The sequence below is a fragment of the Janthinobacterium aestuarii genome (genome assembly GCF_051380835.1).
GTDB lineage: Bacteria > Pseudomonadota > Gammaproteobacteria > Burkholderiales > Burkholderiaceae_D > Janthinobacterium > Janthinobacterium aestuarii.
Genome location: NZ_JBNYXU010000007.1, coordinates 69,504 through 84,604 on the forward strand (window position 1 = coordinate 69,504; position 15,101 = coordinate 84,604).

Annotated in this window: 13 protein-coding genes; 6 read left to right on the top strand and 7 right to left on the bottom strand. The window is 64.5% G+C overall.

The genetic code is table 11. From position 1 onward, the window contains the following. The first annotated feature begins 11 nt into the window (after positions 1–11). The gene (gene bufB / locus ACQ4WO_RS18840) at positions 12–1,634 is read left to right on the top strand and encodes an MNIO family bufferin maturase (RefSeq protein WP_436482755.1); all 1,623 of its coding nucleotides are present in this window, start codon (positions 12–14) and stop codon (positions 1,632–1,634) included. 4 nt (positions 1,635–1,638) lie between these two features. On the opposite strand, the gene ACQ4WO_RS18845 is transcribed toward bufB, so the two are convergent. The 3 genes from ACQ4WO_RS18845 to fumC form a co-directional block, all read right to left on the bottom strand. Continuing rightward, positions 1,639–1,923 (bottom strand): hypothetical protein, encoded by a 285-nt coding sequence (locus ACQ4WO_RS18845; RefSeq protein ID WP_034759786.1) that lies wholly within the window; start codon positions 1,921–1,923, stop codon positions 1,639–1,641. A 124-nt stretch (positions 1,924–2,047) separates the two neighbouring features. After that, the gene (locus ACQ4WO_RS18850) at positions 2,048–2,269 is read right to left on the bottom strand and encodes an RNA-binding S4 domain-containing protein (RefSeq protein ID WP_035825476.1); all 222 of its coding nucleotides are present in this window, start codon (positions 2,267–2,269) and stop codon (positions 2,048–2,050) included. 95 nt (positions 2,270–2,364) lie between these two features. Beyond that, positions 2,365–3,759: a class II fumarate hydratase gene (fumC, locus tag ACQ4WO_RS18855; protein ID WP_436482756.1), complete on the bottom strand. Its 1,395-nt coding sequence runs from the start codon at positions 3,757–3,759 to the stop codon at positions 2,365–2,367. Positions 3,760–3,931: 172 nt separating this feature from the next. Between fumC and ACQ4WO_RS18860 the strand changes: the two genes are divergently transcribed. Next, a complete protein-coding gene (locus ACQ4WO_RS18860) occupies positions 3,932–5,053 on the top strand; it encodes a type IV pilus assembly protein FimV (RefSeq protein ID WP_436482757.1) in 1,122 nt (373 codons plus the stop codon). Positions 5,054–5,478: 425 nt separating this feature from the next. On the opposite strand, the gene ACQ4WO_RS18865 is transcribed toward ACQ4WO_RS18860, so the two are convergent. Next, positions 5,479–5,775, bottom strand: a complete 297-nt coding sequence (locus tag ACQ4WO_RS18865; protein ID WP_058051172.1) for a flagellar protein FliT — start codon at positions 5,773–5,775, stop codon at positions 5,479–5,481. Between the two features lie 189 nt (positions 5,776–5,964). Between ACQ4WO_RS18865 and ACQ4WO_RS18870 the strand changes: the two genes are divergently transcribed. From ACQ4WO_RS18870 to ACQ4WO_RS18885, 4 genes are all read left to right on the top strand, one after another. Then, entirely contained in the window at positions 5,965–6,933 is a 969-nt protein-coding gene (locus tag ACQ4WO_RS18870; RefSeq protein ID WP_436482759.1) for an IS1595 family transposase, read from the top strand. Between the two features lie 153 nt (positions 6,934–7,086). Then, positions 7,087–9,171 (top strand): M13 family metallopeptidase, encoded by a 2,085-nt coding sequence (locus ACQ4WO_RS18875; RefSeq protein ID WP_436482760.1) that lies wholly within the window; start codon positions 7,087–7,089, stop codon positions 9,169–9,171. A 70-nt stretch (positions 9,172–9,241) separates the two neighbouring features. Beyond that, positions 9,242–9,886: a class I SAM-dependent methyltransferase gene (locus ACQ4WO_RS18880; protein WP_436482761.1), complete on the top strand. Its 645-nt coding sequence runs from the start codon at positions 9,242–9,244 to the stop codon at positions 9,884–9,886. A 176-nt stretch (positions 9,887–10,062) separates the two neighbouring features. Then, positions 10,063–10,248, top strand: coding sequence for a CsbD family protein (locus ACQ4WO_RS18885; RefSeq protein ID WP_034759763.1), 186 nt, complete (start codon positions 10,063–10,065; stop codon positions 10,246–10,248). Positions 10,249–10,317: 69 nt separating this feature from the next. On the opposite strand, the gene ACQ4WO_RS18890 is transcribed toward ACQ4WO_RS18885, so the two are convergent. The 3 genes from ACQ4WO_RS18890 to ACQ4WO_RS18900 form a co-directional block, all read right to left on the bottom strand. Then, a complete protein-coding gene (locus tag ACQ4WO_RS18890; protein WP_436482762.1) occupies positions 10,318–12,525 on the bottom strand; it encodes a S9 family peptidase in 2,208 nt (735 codons plus the stop codon). A 191-nt stretch (positions 12,526–12,716) separates the two neighbouring features. Beyond that, positions 12,717–13,556: a PhzF family protein gene (locus ACQ4WO_RS18895; RefSeq protein ID WP_436482763.1), complete on the bottom strand. Its 840-nt coding sequence runs from the start codon at positions 13,554–13,556 to the stop codon at positions 12,717–12,719. A 21-nt stretch (positions 13,557–13,577) separates the two neighbouring features. Beyond that, entirely contained in the window at positions 13,578–14,969 is a 1,392-nt protein-coding gene (locus ACQ4WO_RS18900; RefSeq protein ID WP_436482764.1) for an MATE family efflux transporter, read from the bottom strand. Positions 14,970–15,101 lie beyond the last annotated feature (132 nt).

Genomic DNA, 15,101 nt, shown 5'->3' on the forward strand with positions numbered 1-15,101 from the left:
GCCGCCTGCCCATGCCGTCGCCGATCCAGGCACTTGCCGGCGTCGGCCTGCGCGCCGCGCATTACCGCGATTTTCTGGCGCGCCGGCCCAGGGTGGGCTGGCTGGAAGTGCACACTGAAAACTATCTGCAGCCGTCTGGCTGGGACTGGCACGTGCTGCAGACCCTGCGCGAGGATTACCCGATCAGCCTGCATGGCGTGGGCCTGGGCCTGGGCTCCGCGCACGGCTTTTTGGAAGCGCACCTGCAGCGCGTGCGCGCCGTGGTCGAGCGCATCGAGCCGGCCCTCGTGTCGGAACACCTGTGCTGGGGCGCCGTAGCGCAGCAGCAATTCAACGATCTGTTGCCGCTGGCCTTGAATGGCGCCGCCCTCGATTTGCTGTGCGCTAGAGTGGGGCGGGTGCAGGATGTGCTGAAAAGGCCGATCTTGCTGGAGAATGTCTCCACTTACCTGCGTTTTGCCGACGATGCCATGAGCGAGGCGCAATTCCTGGCGGAGCTGGCGCGCCGCAGCGGCTGTGGATTGCTGCTCGATATCAATAACCTGTATGTGAACCAGTGCAACCACGGCGAGGACGCCATGCTTGCGATGCAATCCATCGCGCCGGGCAGCGTGGGCGAACTGCACCTGGGCGGCCATCTGCTGACGCCGCACGCTGTGGTCGACCACCATGGCGCCGCCGTGGCCGAGCCCGTCTGGGACTTGTATGCGGCCGCCTTGCTGCGCTTTGGCGCCATTCCCACCCTCGTCGAATGGGATACGGACTTGCCCGCGCTCGATGTCTTGCTGGGCGAGGCGGACAAGGCGCAGGCCATGCTGGCGCGCCATGCGCCGCAAACGCCCTGGCAGAGGGCGGCGCTACCGTCCTCGCCACCGCCCGCGTCGCTTGACGCGCTGGCCGCCGGCCAGCAAGTGTTTGCCACGGCCCTGCTCGATACCGCGGCAGCCCTGCCATCGTTCGCGGGAGAATCGGTGCCGCAGCGTTTCTCCTTGTATCGCGGCGGCTTGGACGCCACCTGGCGCCGCACCCTGGGCCACGTCTATCCCGTCGTGCTGGCGCTGGTGGGCGAGGCATTCTTTGCCGGACTGGCGCGCGCGTATGGCCGGCAGATGCCATCCGATAGCGCCGATTTGAATCAGTTTGGCGAGTGTTTTGCCGACTTTCTCGCCGCGTTCCCGCCCGTGGCGCAGTTGCCCTATCTGCCGGACATGGCGCGCCTGGAATGGGCCTTGCACCTGGCCCACTACGCGGCCGATGCGCAGCGGCTGGCGCCCGAGTTGCTGGCCGCCTTGCATCCCGATCAATTGGAAACGCGCTGTTTTGCCTTGCATCCCGCTTGCGCCTTGCTGGCATCGAACTGGCAAGTGGCGGCCCTGTGGCAGGCGCATCAGGAAGGGGAAAGGCAGGGGATGTTTCCGCAGGATATGCAGGTGGCCAGCTGGGCACTCGTATGCCGGTCGCGCTGGAAGGCGCAGGTGCTGGTACTCGATGCGGCGGCACATGCGGCCTTGCTGGCCTTGCGGCAGGGACAGACGTTTGGCGCCGCGCTCGATGCGGCATTCGCGCTGGACCCGGCATTCGACCTGGCCGCACACTTGCGCCAGTGGCTGGCGCATGCGGTGTTGACGGCGTAACGGTTTATTCGAAGGCCCGCAGCAGGCGCGCTTCGCCCGTCTGATCGCGGTACAGGGCATTCGCGGCCAGGGTGGCGTCCATCATGCGCGTCACTTGCTCTTCTTCAAAACGGGCCAGCTCGGCAGTGGCCGCGACGAGGGCCAGTTCCAACCTGGCGCGCGCGCTCTGGTACAGGCTGCTGGTGTATTTGTCTGTGTTACGCAGCAATTCTTCCGCGTTTTCTATGACCTGGCGCAAGTCGCCGATCAGGCGTTCCTGGCTGCGCGTACCTTGTTCGGGATGGTCCATGGCGCTCCCCTTCTGCAATCGATATTTATCTGGCAATAACGACGTGTTTGCAGCTTGATGCAGGCAGCCGGCTGGCGGGGTACTGGCTGGACGCATGGGGCCGCTTTCGCGCCCCATGCCGGGGTCAGACTGGAGCGACGACCGTGATACGGATATCGCCCACGCTGACGACCTGGCCGGCGCGGATCTTGGCGGTCTTGCGCAATTCCTTCTTGCCATCGACCTTCACCACGCCGCTATCGACCATGACCTTGCCTGCGCCACCACTGTCGCACAAGCCGACCAGCTTCAATAGCTGGTTCAGCTCGACGAACTCGGATGTTAAATCAAAGCTTACTTTTTGCATTGTATCCCTTATTGCAATGATGTGTTTTAAACACTTGATGACGACCTCAACTAACTCGTAGTTTACCTGAAGCCGCCAGCAATGCAGGGTGGAAGTCAGCTTTTGTTGGGCCGCGTCATCTCCAGGGGCACGATCCACGCACTGAATTGTTCCTCCGTTACAAAGCCCAGGGCCAGCGCCGCTTCCTTCAGGGTCGTGCCTTCATGCTGGGCCTGCTTGGCGATCTGCGCCGCCTTGTCGTAGCCGATGTGCGGCGCCAGCGCCGTGACCAGCATCAAGGAGCGCTCCATCAGTTCGGCGATGCGCTCGCGGTTCGGCGCGATGCCGTGCGCGCAATGCTCGTCGAAACTGCGCATGCCGTCGCCCAGCAGGCGCGCGCTTTGCAGGAAGTTGTGTGCAATCAAGGGTTTGAAGACGTTCAGCTCGAAATTGCCCGAGGCGCCTCCTACTGTGATGGCCACGTCGTTGCCGAACACCTGGCAGCACAGCATGGTCAGCGCTTCGCACTGGGTAGGATTGACCTTGCCCGGCATGATGGAGCTGCCCGGCTCGTTTTCGGGGATCGTGATTTCACCGAGGCCGGAGCGGGGGCCGGACGCCATCCAGCGCACGTCGTTGGCGATTTTCATCAGGGCCGTGGCCAGGGTTTTCAGCGCGCCGTGGGCGGCGACGAGGGCGTCGTGGGCGGCCAGCGCGGCAAACTTGTTGCTGGCCGTCTCGAACGGCTGGCCCGTCAGGCGCGCCAGTTCTTGCGCGATGCGGCCGGCAAATTCCACGTGGGCATTCAAGCCCGTGCCGACGGCCGTGCCGCCGGCGGCCAGCTGCAGCAGCGGCGGCAGCGATGCCGTGAGGATGTGTTCGGCGAAGTCCAGCTGCGCCACGTAGCCGGAAAATTCCTGGCCCAGGGTCAGCGGCGTTGCATCTTGCAAATGGGTGCGGCCGATCTTGACGATGTCGGCAAATTCCGTCGCCTTCGCATCCAGGGTGGCGCGCAGCTGGCGCAGCGGCGGCAAGACCGTGTTGGCGACGGCCAGGGCGGCGGCCACGTGGATGGCGGTCGGGAAGATGTCGTTCGAGGACTGGCCCAGGTTGACGTCGTCGTTCGGGTGCAGCAGGCGCTCGGCGCCGCGCAAGCCGCCGATCAGCTCGGAACCGCGGTTGGCCAGCACTTCGTTCATGTTCATATTGCTTTGCGTGCCAGACCCCGTCTGCCAGACGGCCAACGGGAATTCCGCGCCGTGCTTGCCGGCCAGTACTTCGTCGGCCGCCTGCGTGATGGCAACGGCTTTCTTGCCATCCAATAATCCCAGGTCCAGGTTGACGTGGGCGGCCGCGCGCTTGACGGTGGCCAGGGCGGCGATCAGTTCAGGCGGCATCTTTTCCGTGGAGATATGGAAGTGCTCGAGCGAGCGCTGCGTTTGCGCTCCCCACAGCCGGTCGGCGGGTACGTCGATCGGGCCGAAACTGTCGCGTTCGATTCTGCTACTCATGACATCCCTTTCATCGATAGAGGTGGATCGAGTGTACTCCAGGCGTCAAAAAGACACAGGATGATGCTGTATTGCATCATTTTTACCCTGGGCGATCTATATTTTTGCGATTTCCTGCCGTTAAAGACAGGCGAGTCCCGATTATTTATCCTGTTATCAAAGCGATCAGTCCATGCAGAGCAGCATCCTTCCCCGTTGGCCTTTGATCGCGTGCGCCGCCGCCAGCCTGGCCTTGCCTCCTGTGGCGGGCGCGGCCGAACTGGGCGAGATGGCCGTGCTGTCGCATGTGGGCCAGCCCCTGCTGGCTGAGATCGAACTGACGGCCCTGGCGCCCGAAGAGACCAACGGCGTGGCCGTGCGCCTGGCCTCGCCCGATGTGTACCGTGGTGGCGGCATCGGCATGGACCCGGCCCTGCAGACATTGACGATCAGCCCGCTGGAGCGCGGCGGACGCCACTATGTGCGCGTGAGTACCCGGCAAGCGATCCAGGCGGGCCATGTGCATCTGTATTTATTGCTGGGCAATGGCAGCGGCGCCGTCGTCCGCCTGGGCACCTTGTGGCTGACGCCGGCGCCGCCCGCTGCTGCCCCCGTGAGTGCGCCAGTTCGGCCTGCCGTTCAGGCGCCCGTGCCAGCGCCGTTGCCGTTACTACGTCCTGTACCCGTCGCGCCGTCGCCCGACGCCGCCGTGCTGGCGGCCCGCGCGCGGGCCGAGGGTCTCGTGCGCCCGCCGCGCGTGTTCGTGCCGTCGCCCGCCGCGCCCGCACCGGCTGCTCCTGTATTGCGTCCGCCGCGCCGCGCCACGGCGCCCGTGGCCGCTTGCGCGCCGCAAGCCAATATGGAGCAGGCGCAAGCGTGCGTGGCACTGGATGAGAAAAACACGGCTCTCAATGCAAAGCTCGGCGAATTGGAGGGCAAGATCGGCGCCTTGCAAAAGGCGCTGGCACTGCCGGCCACCGCCGCTGTTGCGCCTGCCGCCGCGCCGGCCGTGGCGGAGGTACCTCATGCCAAGCCCAAGCCCCTGCACGCGGCGCCCGCCGCTGACAAGGACAAAAAGGCGGGCGGCAACGGCCTGTTGTGGCTCGGCATTGGCACCTTGCTCTTTCTGCTGCTGACGGCCGTCATCGTGTATGTCGTGCGCAAGCGCAGGCAGGCGGCGGGGCCGCGCGCGCCGTCGAAATACTGGGTCTTGCTGCGCAAGCCGTTTAGCCGCAGGAAAAAGGATGTGCCCGTGCTGACGGAAGCCGTGGAAGATGGGGCGGCCGAGCCGGAACCGGAGCCGTTCTCGCGTTAAAGACATGGCAAGACGGTGTCGAAATTTGATGTAAAAAAAGATATTGAAAAAATACATGGAAACGCCGGCCAATCACGTTGCCTGTTTTTCGAAGATGGTGCTATGATGAATTCAGTGGACTTGCTCTACGACAAAACAGCCCCAGCCTGGCGCAGTCACCAACGATAGTGTGGCGCGGCAAACAGGTGTAGCGTTGCATAAACGCCTGGGTCTGGAAGCGGTTCGCGATGCCGACGATGTGCTCGCGAACGCCGGATGCAACCGGCAGCGAGGCGACGCCAGGAGATACCTGGGGCTCGCCTTCCCAATTCCCCTCCTTGCTTCCCGGGCGCCGCAGATGGTGCGCTCCCTGGCATGGCGGCAGACGTAAAAAAAGCACCCTCGGGTGCTTTTGTCGTTTCTGGCGCGAAGACCTTGACTTGCATTTACATGCGCGCGCGCGAACCCTGCATGGCGTTCGGCAGCTGCGTCATCCATGGTTCCGTGATGGCGCGGATTTCGCGGTCGTTGGCCAGGATTTGCTTGAGCAAGTCGATCTTGCGCAGACGCGAGGCACCGGCCAGGGCAGGCACCTTGCCCGTCATGGTTGCGCTGGCGGCGCTGGCGCACTGGTTTTCCAGGGTATCAAGGCCATCCCAGTCGCTCGAACGTGCGGCCACGACCATTTTATTGGTCATTCCTGCAATATTTTCATACATCGAGAGAACGTCGTTGGAGGTCATGAGCACACCCGTAACTAGTGAATGGATTACCGCTTGTCCAGATTAACGGCAGGTCCAAGGGGAACTTGAGGGTATTTTTGAAAAAAAGTGAAAATAATTTGGCTCTGTCATCGGCAAGTAGGGGAATGCCGGAATTTTTCCTTGGCCGTGCTGTCTGACTCTGCATATCAATCACGCAGGGAGCAGATCATGCGGCCAGCCGAATGGAAGAGATTTATCGCGCAACTTTCGCAGTTGAGCCAACGCCAGCGGCAGGCAGGCATTGCCCTGCTGCATGGCAACGCGCCACACGACGCGACCGTCGCGCTGCTGGAAAGTGTGGCGCAGCCGCGATTGGCCTGTCCCGCCTGCCACTCGGCGCACCTGCACCGGCACGGCCATGCGCACGGCCTGCAGCGCTACCGCTGCGTGCCCTGCGGCCGCACCTTTAATGCCTTGACGGGCACGCCGCTGGCGCGCCTGCGTCACAAGACCTTATGGCTCGACTACGCCGATTGCCTGCTGGCATCGGATTCCGTGCGCAAGGCGGCCAGTCAGTTAGGAGTGCACCGCAACACCACGTTTCGCTGGCGCCACCGGTTTTTATCGCTGGCAAAAACGGACCGGCCGCATGGCCTGCACGGCATCGCCGAGGCCGACGAGTTATATCTGCTGGAATCGGAAAAGGGAGCGCGGCAGATGAAGCGTCCGGCGCGCCGCCGTGGCGGCCATGCCCACAAGCGCGGCATATCGAATGAACAGGTCTGCATCCTGGTGGCACGCGACCGCACGGGCCAGACCCTCGATTTCGTCACGGGCAAAGGGGCGTTGACGAAGGCGCAGTTGCATCACTGTTTGTTGCCTGTCATCGACAGGGACGTGCTGCTGGTCACCGACGGCCATACCGCCTACCGGGCTTTTGCTCGGGAAGCTTGTATCAGCCATCAGGCCGTCAACTTGCGCGCAGGCATCCGTGTACAGGGTGCCGCCCACGTGCAGAACGTCAACGCCTATCACAGCCGCTTGCGGCAATGGCTGGGCCCGTTTCACGGCGTGGCGACGCGCTACCTGCCGAACTATCTGGGATGGCGCTGGATACTCGACGCCGGGCGTATCCGCTCCCCTGAAACGTTATTGAAGGCAACGCTGGGCGCATTCCCACATCTAATGGTGACATAGCCAATAATTTAGATGATTGCTTGGCTGCTGCCGGAGTCGCCCGTCAAGCCGCATGCCTGCTGGCGTCGTGGTGGCAGGGGAGTGTGTTGCGGCGCTTCAAAACGCGTTATGATTTTGCACACTACTGTCGTTACTTTGCCTGAAAGGATTACCATGCGCGTTGTCACTGCTGCCGCTTCCTCTTTCCCTGCTCCCTGGCGCAAGCGCGCCATGGTGCTGGCCCTGTCCGGCATCGCGCTGGCCGGGGGCGCCGTCCACGCGCATGCACAGGAGGCGGCCGCCAGTCCCGCCGCCGCGATGGCGGCGCCCACGGCTGTCTTGCCCGGCGATGATTTCTATGACTACGTGAATGGCGACTGGCTGCGCAGCACGGAGATTCCCGCCGACCGCAGCAGCTGGGGTTCGTTCGCCATCCTCGCCAACGCCACCAACGAGCGCATCATCGCTCTCGTCGAAGGCCTGGCGGCGGCGCCACAGGCCGATGCCTCGGCGCGCCAGGTCAGCGATTTTTACCGTTCCTGGATCGATGAAGCGGCTATCGAGGCGAAAGGCTGGGCGCCGATCAAGCCGCTGCTGAAGAAGATCGATGGCATACGCGACCAGGCAGGATTGGCCCGCGCGCTGGGCGAAAGCCTGCGCGCCGATGTCGACCCGCTCAACGCCACCAATTTTTATACGGAAAACCTGTTCGGCCTGTGGGTGGCGCAAGACTTGAACGACACCACGCGCAATGTGGCCTATCTGCTGCAGGGCGGGCTGGGCTTGCCCGACCGCGCGTTTTACCAGAGCGACAGCGCCCGCATGCAGGGCTTGCGCACGGGCTACCAGGCGCATATCGCCACCATGCTCAAGCAGGCCGGCTACAGCGATGCGTCGGCCCGCGCCGCGCGCGTGTTTGCGCTGGAGCAGCAAATTGCCGCCAGCCACGCCAGCCGCGAGGATTCGGCCGATGTTGCCAAGGGCAATAACGCGTGGCGCGCCGCCGACTTCGCCAGCAAGGCGCCTGGGCTGGACTGGAAAGCCTTCTTCCAGGCAGCCGGCCTGGGCAAGCAGACGGATTTCATCGTCTGGCATCCGACGGCCATGACGGGCAGCGCGGCGCTGGTGGCGAGCGTGCCGCTGGCCACGTGGAAGGATTTTCTGGCCTTCCACGCGATCAACCATTTCAGCACGACCTTGCCGAAGGCGGCCGCCGACCAGCGCTTTGCCTTCTATGGCAGCGCCCTGAGCGGCACGCCGCGGCAGTCGCCGCGCAGCAAGCGTGCGCTGGCCGCGACGAACGCGGCCCTCAGCGACGCCGTCGGCAAGCTGTACGTGGAACGCTATTTCCCACCTGAATCGAAAGCGCGGGTGCAGGACATGGTGACGAATATCGTCGCCGCCTTCTCGCGCCGCATCGACAAGCTGGACTGGATGGCGCCGGCCACCAAGGCGCAGGCGCAGGAAAAACTCAAGACCCTGTACGTGGGCGTCGGCTATCCGGAACGCTGGGAAAATTATGCGGGCTTGCGCGTGGTACGCGGCGATGCGCTGGGCAATGTGCAGCGGGCGGAGCAGTTCCATTACCTGCAGGAGCTGGCCAAGCTGGGCCAGTCGCCCGACCGCAAGGCCTGGGCCATGCCGGCGCAGCTGGTCAACGCCGTCAATCTGCCGCTGCAAAATGCGCTGAACTTCCCGGCCGCCATCCTGCAGCCGCCGTTCTTCGACCCGCAGGCGTCCGATGCGGCCAACTATGGCGGCATCGGCGCCACCATCGGCCACGAGATCAGCCACAGTTTTGACGATCAGGGCGCCCAGTTCGACGCCCAGGGCAAGCTGCGCGATTGGTGGACGCCAGCCGACCTGGCGCATTTCCAGTCGGCCTCGAAGCAATTGGTGGCGCAGTTCGCGGCCTACAAGCCGTTCCCCGACCTGGCCGTGAATGGCCAGCTGACCCTGAGCGAAAACCTGGCCGACCTGGCCGGCGTGGCGGCCGCGCATGACGCGTTCACCCTGTCGCAGCAGGGCAAGCCGATGCAGCCGGGCGCGGACCGCGATTTCTTCACCGGCTACGGCGTCAGCTGGCGCAGCAAGGCGCGCGAGGCGGCGGCGCGCCAGCAAATCCTCACGGATGGCCATGCGCCGGCGCAATACCGCGCCGCCACCGTGCGCAACCTCGACGCCTGGTACCCGGCCTTCGACGTCAAGCCGGGGCAGCAGCTGTACCTGGCGCCGGAGCAGCGCGTGCGCGTCTGGTAGCAAATGGTGACGGTGCCGGCGCACAGCGCGCCGGCACCGTAAAATGGCGGAACATATCGACAGGACCGCCATGAAGCCGACCCCACCGCCAGATCAGCAAGACCCCATCCACGCCATCACCGGGCGCACCCTGGCCCATTACGACGCCAGCGCCGAGCAGTTTTTCGAAGGCACGCGCGACCACGACGTCAGCCAGAACATCAGTGCGCTGCTGAACGCCATCGGCCGCCCGGCGCCTGTGGAGATTCTCGACCTCGGTTGCGGCCCGGGCCGCGATCTGAAGGCGTTCACGGCCATGGGCCACCACGCCACCGGTGTCGATGGCAGTGCCCGCTTCGTCGAGATGGCGCGCGCCTACAGCGGCTGCACCGTGTGGCAGCAGGATTTCGTCGACCTCGACTTGCCTGCCGCGCACTTCGACGGCGTGTTCGCGAATGCCGTGCTGTTCCACGTGCCCAGCGCCGTTCTGCCCGGCGTGCTGCGCGCTTTGCACGCGTGCCTGAAGGAAGGCGGCGTGCTGTTCAGCTCGAATCCGCGCGGGCACAACCAGGAAGGCTGGAACGGCGCACGCTACGGCAGCTACCACGACGAAGATACATGGGCCGCGTATGTGCAGGCGGCCGGATTCAGCCTGGTGGAGCAGTACTACCGTCCGCCCGGCTTGCCGCGCGAACAGCAGCCGTGGCTGGCGACGGTATGGCGCAAAGCGGGCTGATTTCGCGTCATTAGCTGATTTTTGGCATGTGTTAGGGACCGTACATAGTTTTTGCAACCTCAAGCGTAGTATGGACACATCGACACGCAGCAAGCAGTTTGCAACGGCGTGTGAGCCGCAGTACCGGCCCTTCTGGCGCCGGACAACAGATGTACCAACTACAGTGAGGATCCATCATGAACAAAGATCAAGTCGAAGGTAAACTGAAGGAAGTCGGCGGTAAAATCCAGGAAGCCGCTGGCAAAGTCGTCGGCAGCGAAGAACAGCAAGCGAAGGGCCTGGCAAACCAGGTCGAAGGCAAAGTGCAAAAGAAAGTTGGCGACGTCAAGGATGCGGTCGAGACCGTTACGCGCAAACCGTAATCTGACGCACGCATAAAAAAACCGCCGCCTGTCGCGAGACAGGCGGCGGTTTTCATGTGTGGGCGCGCTTTACTTCGCCACGCCCAGGTTCTGCTTGAAGAACATCTCGATCTTCTTGTATACGTGGCGCTGGCCCGCGCGCGACGAGATGCCGTGCTTGGCGCCCGGGTACGTCATCAGGTCGAACTGCACGCCGCGGTTCACGAGCGCGTCGATCAGGCGCGTGCTGTTCGAGAACAGCACGTTGTCGTCGGCCATGCCGTGCACCAGCAGCAGCGGCGACTTCAGGCCGTCGAGGTGGGCGAACACGGTGCTGGCCTTGTAGCCATCGACGTTTTCCTTCGGCATGCCGAGGAATTGCTCCGTGTAGTGGGTGTCGTACAGCGACCAGTCGGTGACGGGTGCCACCGAGACGCCCATGGCGATCTTGTCGGACGCTGCCGAGAGCAAACGCAGGGTCATGAAGCCGCCGTAGCTCCAGCCGAACACGCCGATGCGTTTGGCATCGACGAAGCTTTGCTTGCCCAGCCAGTCGATGCCCACCAGTTGGTCGGCCACTTCGGCCGCGCCCAGGTTGTGATAGATGGCGTCCGTGAACGCGCGCTCGCGGCGCGACGAACCGCGGTTATCGAGGCGGAAGACGACAAAGCCCTGCTGCGCCATGTACTGGTCGAAATTGTTGCCCCAGCGGCGAGCCACGTGCTGCGAGTGCGGGCCGCCATACGTCGACAGGTAGACGGGATAGCGTTTGCTTGCGTCGAAGTTCGACGGCTTGACGATCGAATAGTAGAGCGTCTGGCCACCGTTGGCCTTCAGGGTGCCGTACTCCGTCGGCAGGTGGTCCGCCTTGTATTTGGCGTACGGGTGGCTCGCGTTCAGCGCGTTTTCTTCCAGCCAGCCCACCATGGCCCCGTCAGGACGGCGGATGCTCACCTGCGGCGGCGTGGCCGGGTCCGAATACGTGTCGACGAAGACTTCGCCATTGCGCGAGAACGTCGTGTCGTGCCAGCCATCGGCTTTCGTCACGCGCTGCGGCTTGTCGGCCGTGCTGCCGTCGAGCGCCAGCGCGTAGGTCTGCTTGTCGATCACGGCGTCGCGGTTCGACGCGACGAACACCTTGCCGGTTTTCTGGTTCACGGCCAGCACGCTGTCGATGCCCCACTCGCCGGAAGTGACCGGATGCAGCAGCTTGCCGCTCATGTCGTACAAATACAGGTGATTGCGGCCCGTGCGCTCGGACGACCACAGGAAGGTGCCGTTCGACAGGAAGCGCAGGTCGTCATGGATGCTGACCCAGGTTGTCGAGGTTTCCGTCAGCAGGGTGCGCTGCGCCAGCGTGCTTGCATCGACGGCGACCAGATCGAGGGTCTTCTGGTCGCGCGACTGGCGCTGGTACACGAGCGACTTGCTGTCCGCGCTCCAGTCGGCGCGCACCAGGTAGATGTCCGGGTTCGTACCCAGATCCACCTGGCGCTGCACGCCCGTTTCCGGCGAGACGATCAGCAGCTGCACCAGCACGTTCGGGTCGCCGGCGGCAGGGTAGCGCTGCTCGACGACGTCCGTGCGGTCGGCGAAGATTTCAAAGCGGCGCACGACGGGCACCGGCGCTTCGTCATAGCGTTTGTAGGCGATGGCGGAATCGTCCGGGGCCCAGTAGTAGCCGGTGCGCTGGCCCATTTCTTCCTGCGCCACGAATTCGGCTTCGCCGTTGTGAATGGCGCCCTTGCCATCGGTGGTCAGCTGGCGTTCCTGGCCCGACTTCAGGTCGATCACATAGATGTTCTGGTCGCGCACGAACGAGACGTAGCGGCCTTTCGGCGAGATTTTCGGATCGAGCACATTGCCCTTGGCGACCAGGCGCGCCTTGTCCGGATGGGCCGCGTCGACCAGGTACAGATTGCCGGCCAGCGGCACCAGCAGCTGCTTGCCATCGGGCGACCAGCTGTAGCTGAGAATGCCGTTCAGGCTGGCCGTGCGCTCGCGTTCGCGGCGCGCCTGCTCTTCGGGTGAAATCGTTTCATTCGGCACCAGCGCCTTCGAGTCGACCAGGCGGTGCGTGCTCTTGTCCTTCAGCTTGAATTCCCACAGGTCGAGCTGGAACTGGTTGTCCGCGCGGCCGCGCAGGAACGTGACTCGCTCGCCATCGGGCGAGACCTTCAGGTTGCGCACGCCGGGGCCGGCCAGCGCCGGATCGGCGTGGATGCGTTCCAGGGTCAGCTTTTCAGCCGATGCGGGAACGCTGGCCATCGCGGCCAGAAAACAAAGAATAAAACGCATGGATGTCTCGGTAGTTGGAAGGATGAAGGGCACTGCATGCATAGGCGAACTTGAGCGTTGCCTAAGCGTAAGACGATACCAGAGCGTGCCTCTTTATGCGATAGCCCTGGCCACGGAATATGGACGTGCTGGCCGTATTTCCTTCGTGAAAAATATCCAGGCACCACCCATTCCATGGCGCTTTTCGCGGTTCAGGCCAATATCGACCCCGTGACGATGGTCAGGCAGGCGCCGCCTATCCAGGCTTGGCCATCGCGGAAGCTGACTGCTACGCGGCCGTCGCGCTGCAGGCGGGTACCCTGGCGGACAGTGTAGTCGCCGCCTGCCAGCAGGTGCGCGATGCAGGCGTTGGCGCTGCCCGTGACGGGGTCTTCCACCAGTGCGCCATGCTCGCTGAGCAGCGCGCGCACTTCGTAATCGGCTGGCCCGCTCGCAGCGTGCGGGCCGTACAGCGCCAGACCGTCCGCTCCGGCTGCGGCCAGCAAGGCCGTCAGCGATGCGATGTCGGCGCGCACGGCCAGGCAGGCGGCGGCGCTTGCCAGCGGCACGCACAGCCAGCGTATGCCCATGTCGACGACGGTGCCGGCAGCGGCTGGCGCGCCGGCCAGCGCGGTTTGCAGCAGCGGCAGCAGCGCCGGGTCGAGCGCGCGCGCCGTGCACGGCGGCGCCTGGAACGCCAGCACGCCGCCCGCCTGCCGTTCGATGTGCACCAGGCCGACGCCGCATTCCTGCACGATGCGCGGGCCCTTGGGCTGCATGCCCGCATCGAGCAGGGCGTGCGCCGTGCCCAGGGTCGGGTGGCCAGCGAACGGGAATTCCATCTCGGGCGAAAAAATCCGCACGCGGTAGTCGGCAGCGGGGTCGCGCGGCGCCAGCACGAAGGTGGTTTCCGACAGGCCCGTCCAGCGCGCGATGGCCTGCATCTGCGCGTCATCGAGGCCATCGGCTTCGAGCACGACGGCCAGCGGATTGCCGAGAAACGGCACGCTGCTGAAGACATCGACCTGCTTGAAGGGGCGCGGCTGGGGCATGGCGGATTCCTTTTAAGAAGTTCAGGCGGCGCGCAGGCGCTGCAGCGACAGCCGGTTCAGATACCAGGTCAGCAGCACGGCGGCCACCGTCAAGCCCGTGACGAGGCCGATCCAGAAACCGGCGGCGGCCATCGGCTCGGCCGGCGACCAGATGAAGCCCTGCGGCGCGAGGCCCAGCACATAGCCGATCGGCAGCGAGAAGCCCCAGAAGGCCAGCAGCTGGATCAGCATCGGCTGGCGCGTCACCTTGTAGCCGCGGATGGCGCAGGACGTGGCCACCTGCGTCGCGTCGGACAGCTGGAACAGGGCGGCGAACAGCAGCAGCTGCGCGCACAGCGCCTGCACCTGCGGGTCGGACGTGTAGGCTTGCGCGATCTGGTGGCGGAAGATGGTGATGACGGCGGCCGAGACGATGGCCGCCGTCAGCGACATGGCCACGCCCACCCATGAAATGAAGCGCGCCTTGCGCAAATTGGCTTCGCCCACGGCATGGCCCACGCGCGTGACCAGCGCGATGCCGAACGTGAGCGGCACCATGAAGACGACGGACGAGAAATTCAGGGCAATCTGGTGCGCCGACACCTGGATCACGCCGAAGCGCGCCACCAGCAGGCTGATGACGCCAAAGGCGCTCACTTCGGCAAAGTAGGTGACGCCGATGGGCAGGCCCAGGCGCAGCATGGGGCCGATGGACGACAGCTCGGGCCATTCCCAGTGCGTGAACGGATACGTGGCGCGGTAGGCGGGCGCGATCCTGATCCAGGCCAGCATGGCCAGCAGCATCATCCACACGCAGCAGGTAGTGGCCACGGCGCAGCCCACGCCACCGAGCTTCGGCATGCCCCAGTGGCCGTAGATCAGCAGGTAGTTGACGAAAATATTAAGCGCCAGCGCGGCCAGCGCGATCACCATCACGGGCTTGGTCTGGTTGATGCTGGTGCTGTAGCCGTACAGCGCGCGGTAGGCGGCGAACGGCGGCAGCGCGCAGCTGATGATGTGCACGAACAGCTTTGCCTTCGATGCCACTGCGGGTTCCAGCATCAGATGGTCGAACACGAGCGCCGCCATGTTCGTCAGCAGACAGGCGACCAGCCCCACGAGCAGCGCCTTCCACAGCGACTGGCGCACGATGTGCGGCACCCGGTCGTGGCGCGCGGCGCCGATTTCATGCGCCACCAGGGTATTGATCGCCATCATGATGCCGCTCACCGTGACGAGCACGATGGACCAGATGGCCGCACCCAGCGACACGGCGGCCAGTTCCTCGGGGTTCGTATGCCCTGTCATCGCCACGTCGGCCGCGCCCATGCCGACGGTGGCCAGCTGGCCGATCAGGATGGGCCAGGCCAGCTTCCACAGCGACGAGACTTCAGTGCGGATGGCGGGCAGGGTGAACGAGGTAGTGTGTGGCATGGGCGGCAAGCTTGACTAAACACAAGATTCTACCGGCATTCGCCGTGCTTGTCCGCCGTGGCGCCCCGGGCACTCGGGCACGGTAATCATTTGTTACAGCTAAGTGGGCCAGTCGCGGATAGACTGCGCGCT

What these genes read in the sequence shown, in the direction of transcription:
- fumC (WP_436482756.1), bottom strand. Translation starts at nt 3,759, where the DNA reads ATGAGTAGCAGAATCGAACGCGACAGTTTCGGCCCGATCGACGTACCC.
- ACQ4WO_RS18865 (WP_058051172.1), bottom strand. Translation starts at nt 5,775, where the DNA reads ATGACCTCCAACGACGTTCTCTCGATGTATGAAAATATTGCAGGAATG.
- ACQ4WO_RS18860 (WP_436482757.1), top strand. Translation starts at nt 3,932, where the DNA reads ATGCAGAGCAGCATCCTTCCCCGTTGGCCTTTGATCGCGTGCGCCGCC.
- ACQ4WO_RS18900 (WP_436482764.1), bottom strand. Translation starts at nt 14,969, where the DNA reads ATGCCACACACTACCTCGTTCACCCTGCCCGCCATCCGCACTGAAGTC.
- ACQ4WO_RS18845 (WP_034759786.1), bottom strand. Translation starts at nt 1,923, where the DNA reads ATGGACCATCCCGAACAAGGTACGCGCAGCCAGGAACGCCTGATCGGC.
- ACQ4WO_RS18850 (WP_035825476.1), bottom strand. Translation starts at nt 2,269, where the DNA reads ATGCAAAAAGTAAGCTTTGATTTAACATCCGAGTTCGTCGAGCTGAAC.
- bufB (WP_436482755.1), top strand. Translation starts at nt 12, where the DNA reads ATGCCGTCGCCGATCCAGGCACTTGCCGGCGTCGGCCTGCGCGCCGCG.
- ACQ4WO_RS18890 (WP_436482762.1), bottom strand. Translation starts at nt 12,525, where the DNA reads ATGCGTTTTATTCTTTGTTTTCTGGCCGCGATGGCCAGCGTTCCCGCA.
- ACQ4WO_RS18895 (WP_436482763.1), bottom strand. Translation starts at nt 13,556, where the DNA reads ATGCCCCAGCCGCGCCCCTTCAAGCAGGTCGATGTCTTCAGCAGCGTG.
- ACQ4WO_RS18885 (WP_034759763.1), top strand. Translation starts at nt 10,063, where the DNA reads ATGAACAAAGATCAAGTCGAAGGTAAACTGAAGGAAGTCGGCGGTAAA.
- ACQ4WO_RS18875 (WP_436482760.1), top strand. Translation starts at nt 7,087, where the DNA reads ATGCGCGTTGTCACTGCTGCCGCTTCCTCTTTCCCTGCTCCCTGGCGC.
- ACQ4WO_RS18870 (WP_436482759.1), top strand. Translation starts at nt 5,965, where the DNA reads ATGCGGCCAGCCGAATGGAAGAGATTTATCGCGCAACTTTCGCAGTTG.
- ACQ4WO_RS18880 (WP_436482761.1), top strand. Translation starts at nt 9,242, where the DNA reads ATGAAGCCGACCCCACCGCCAGATCAGCAAGACCCCATCCACGCCATC.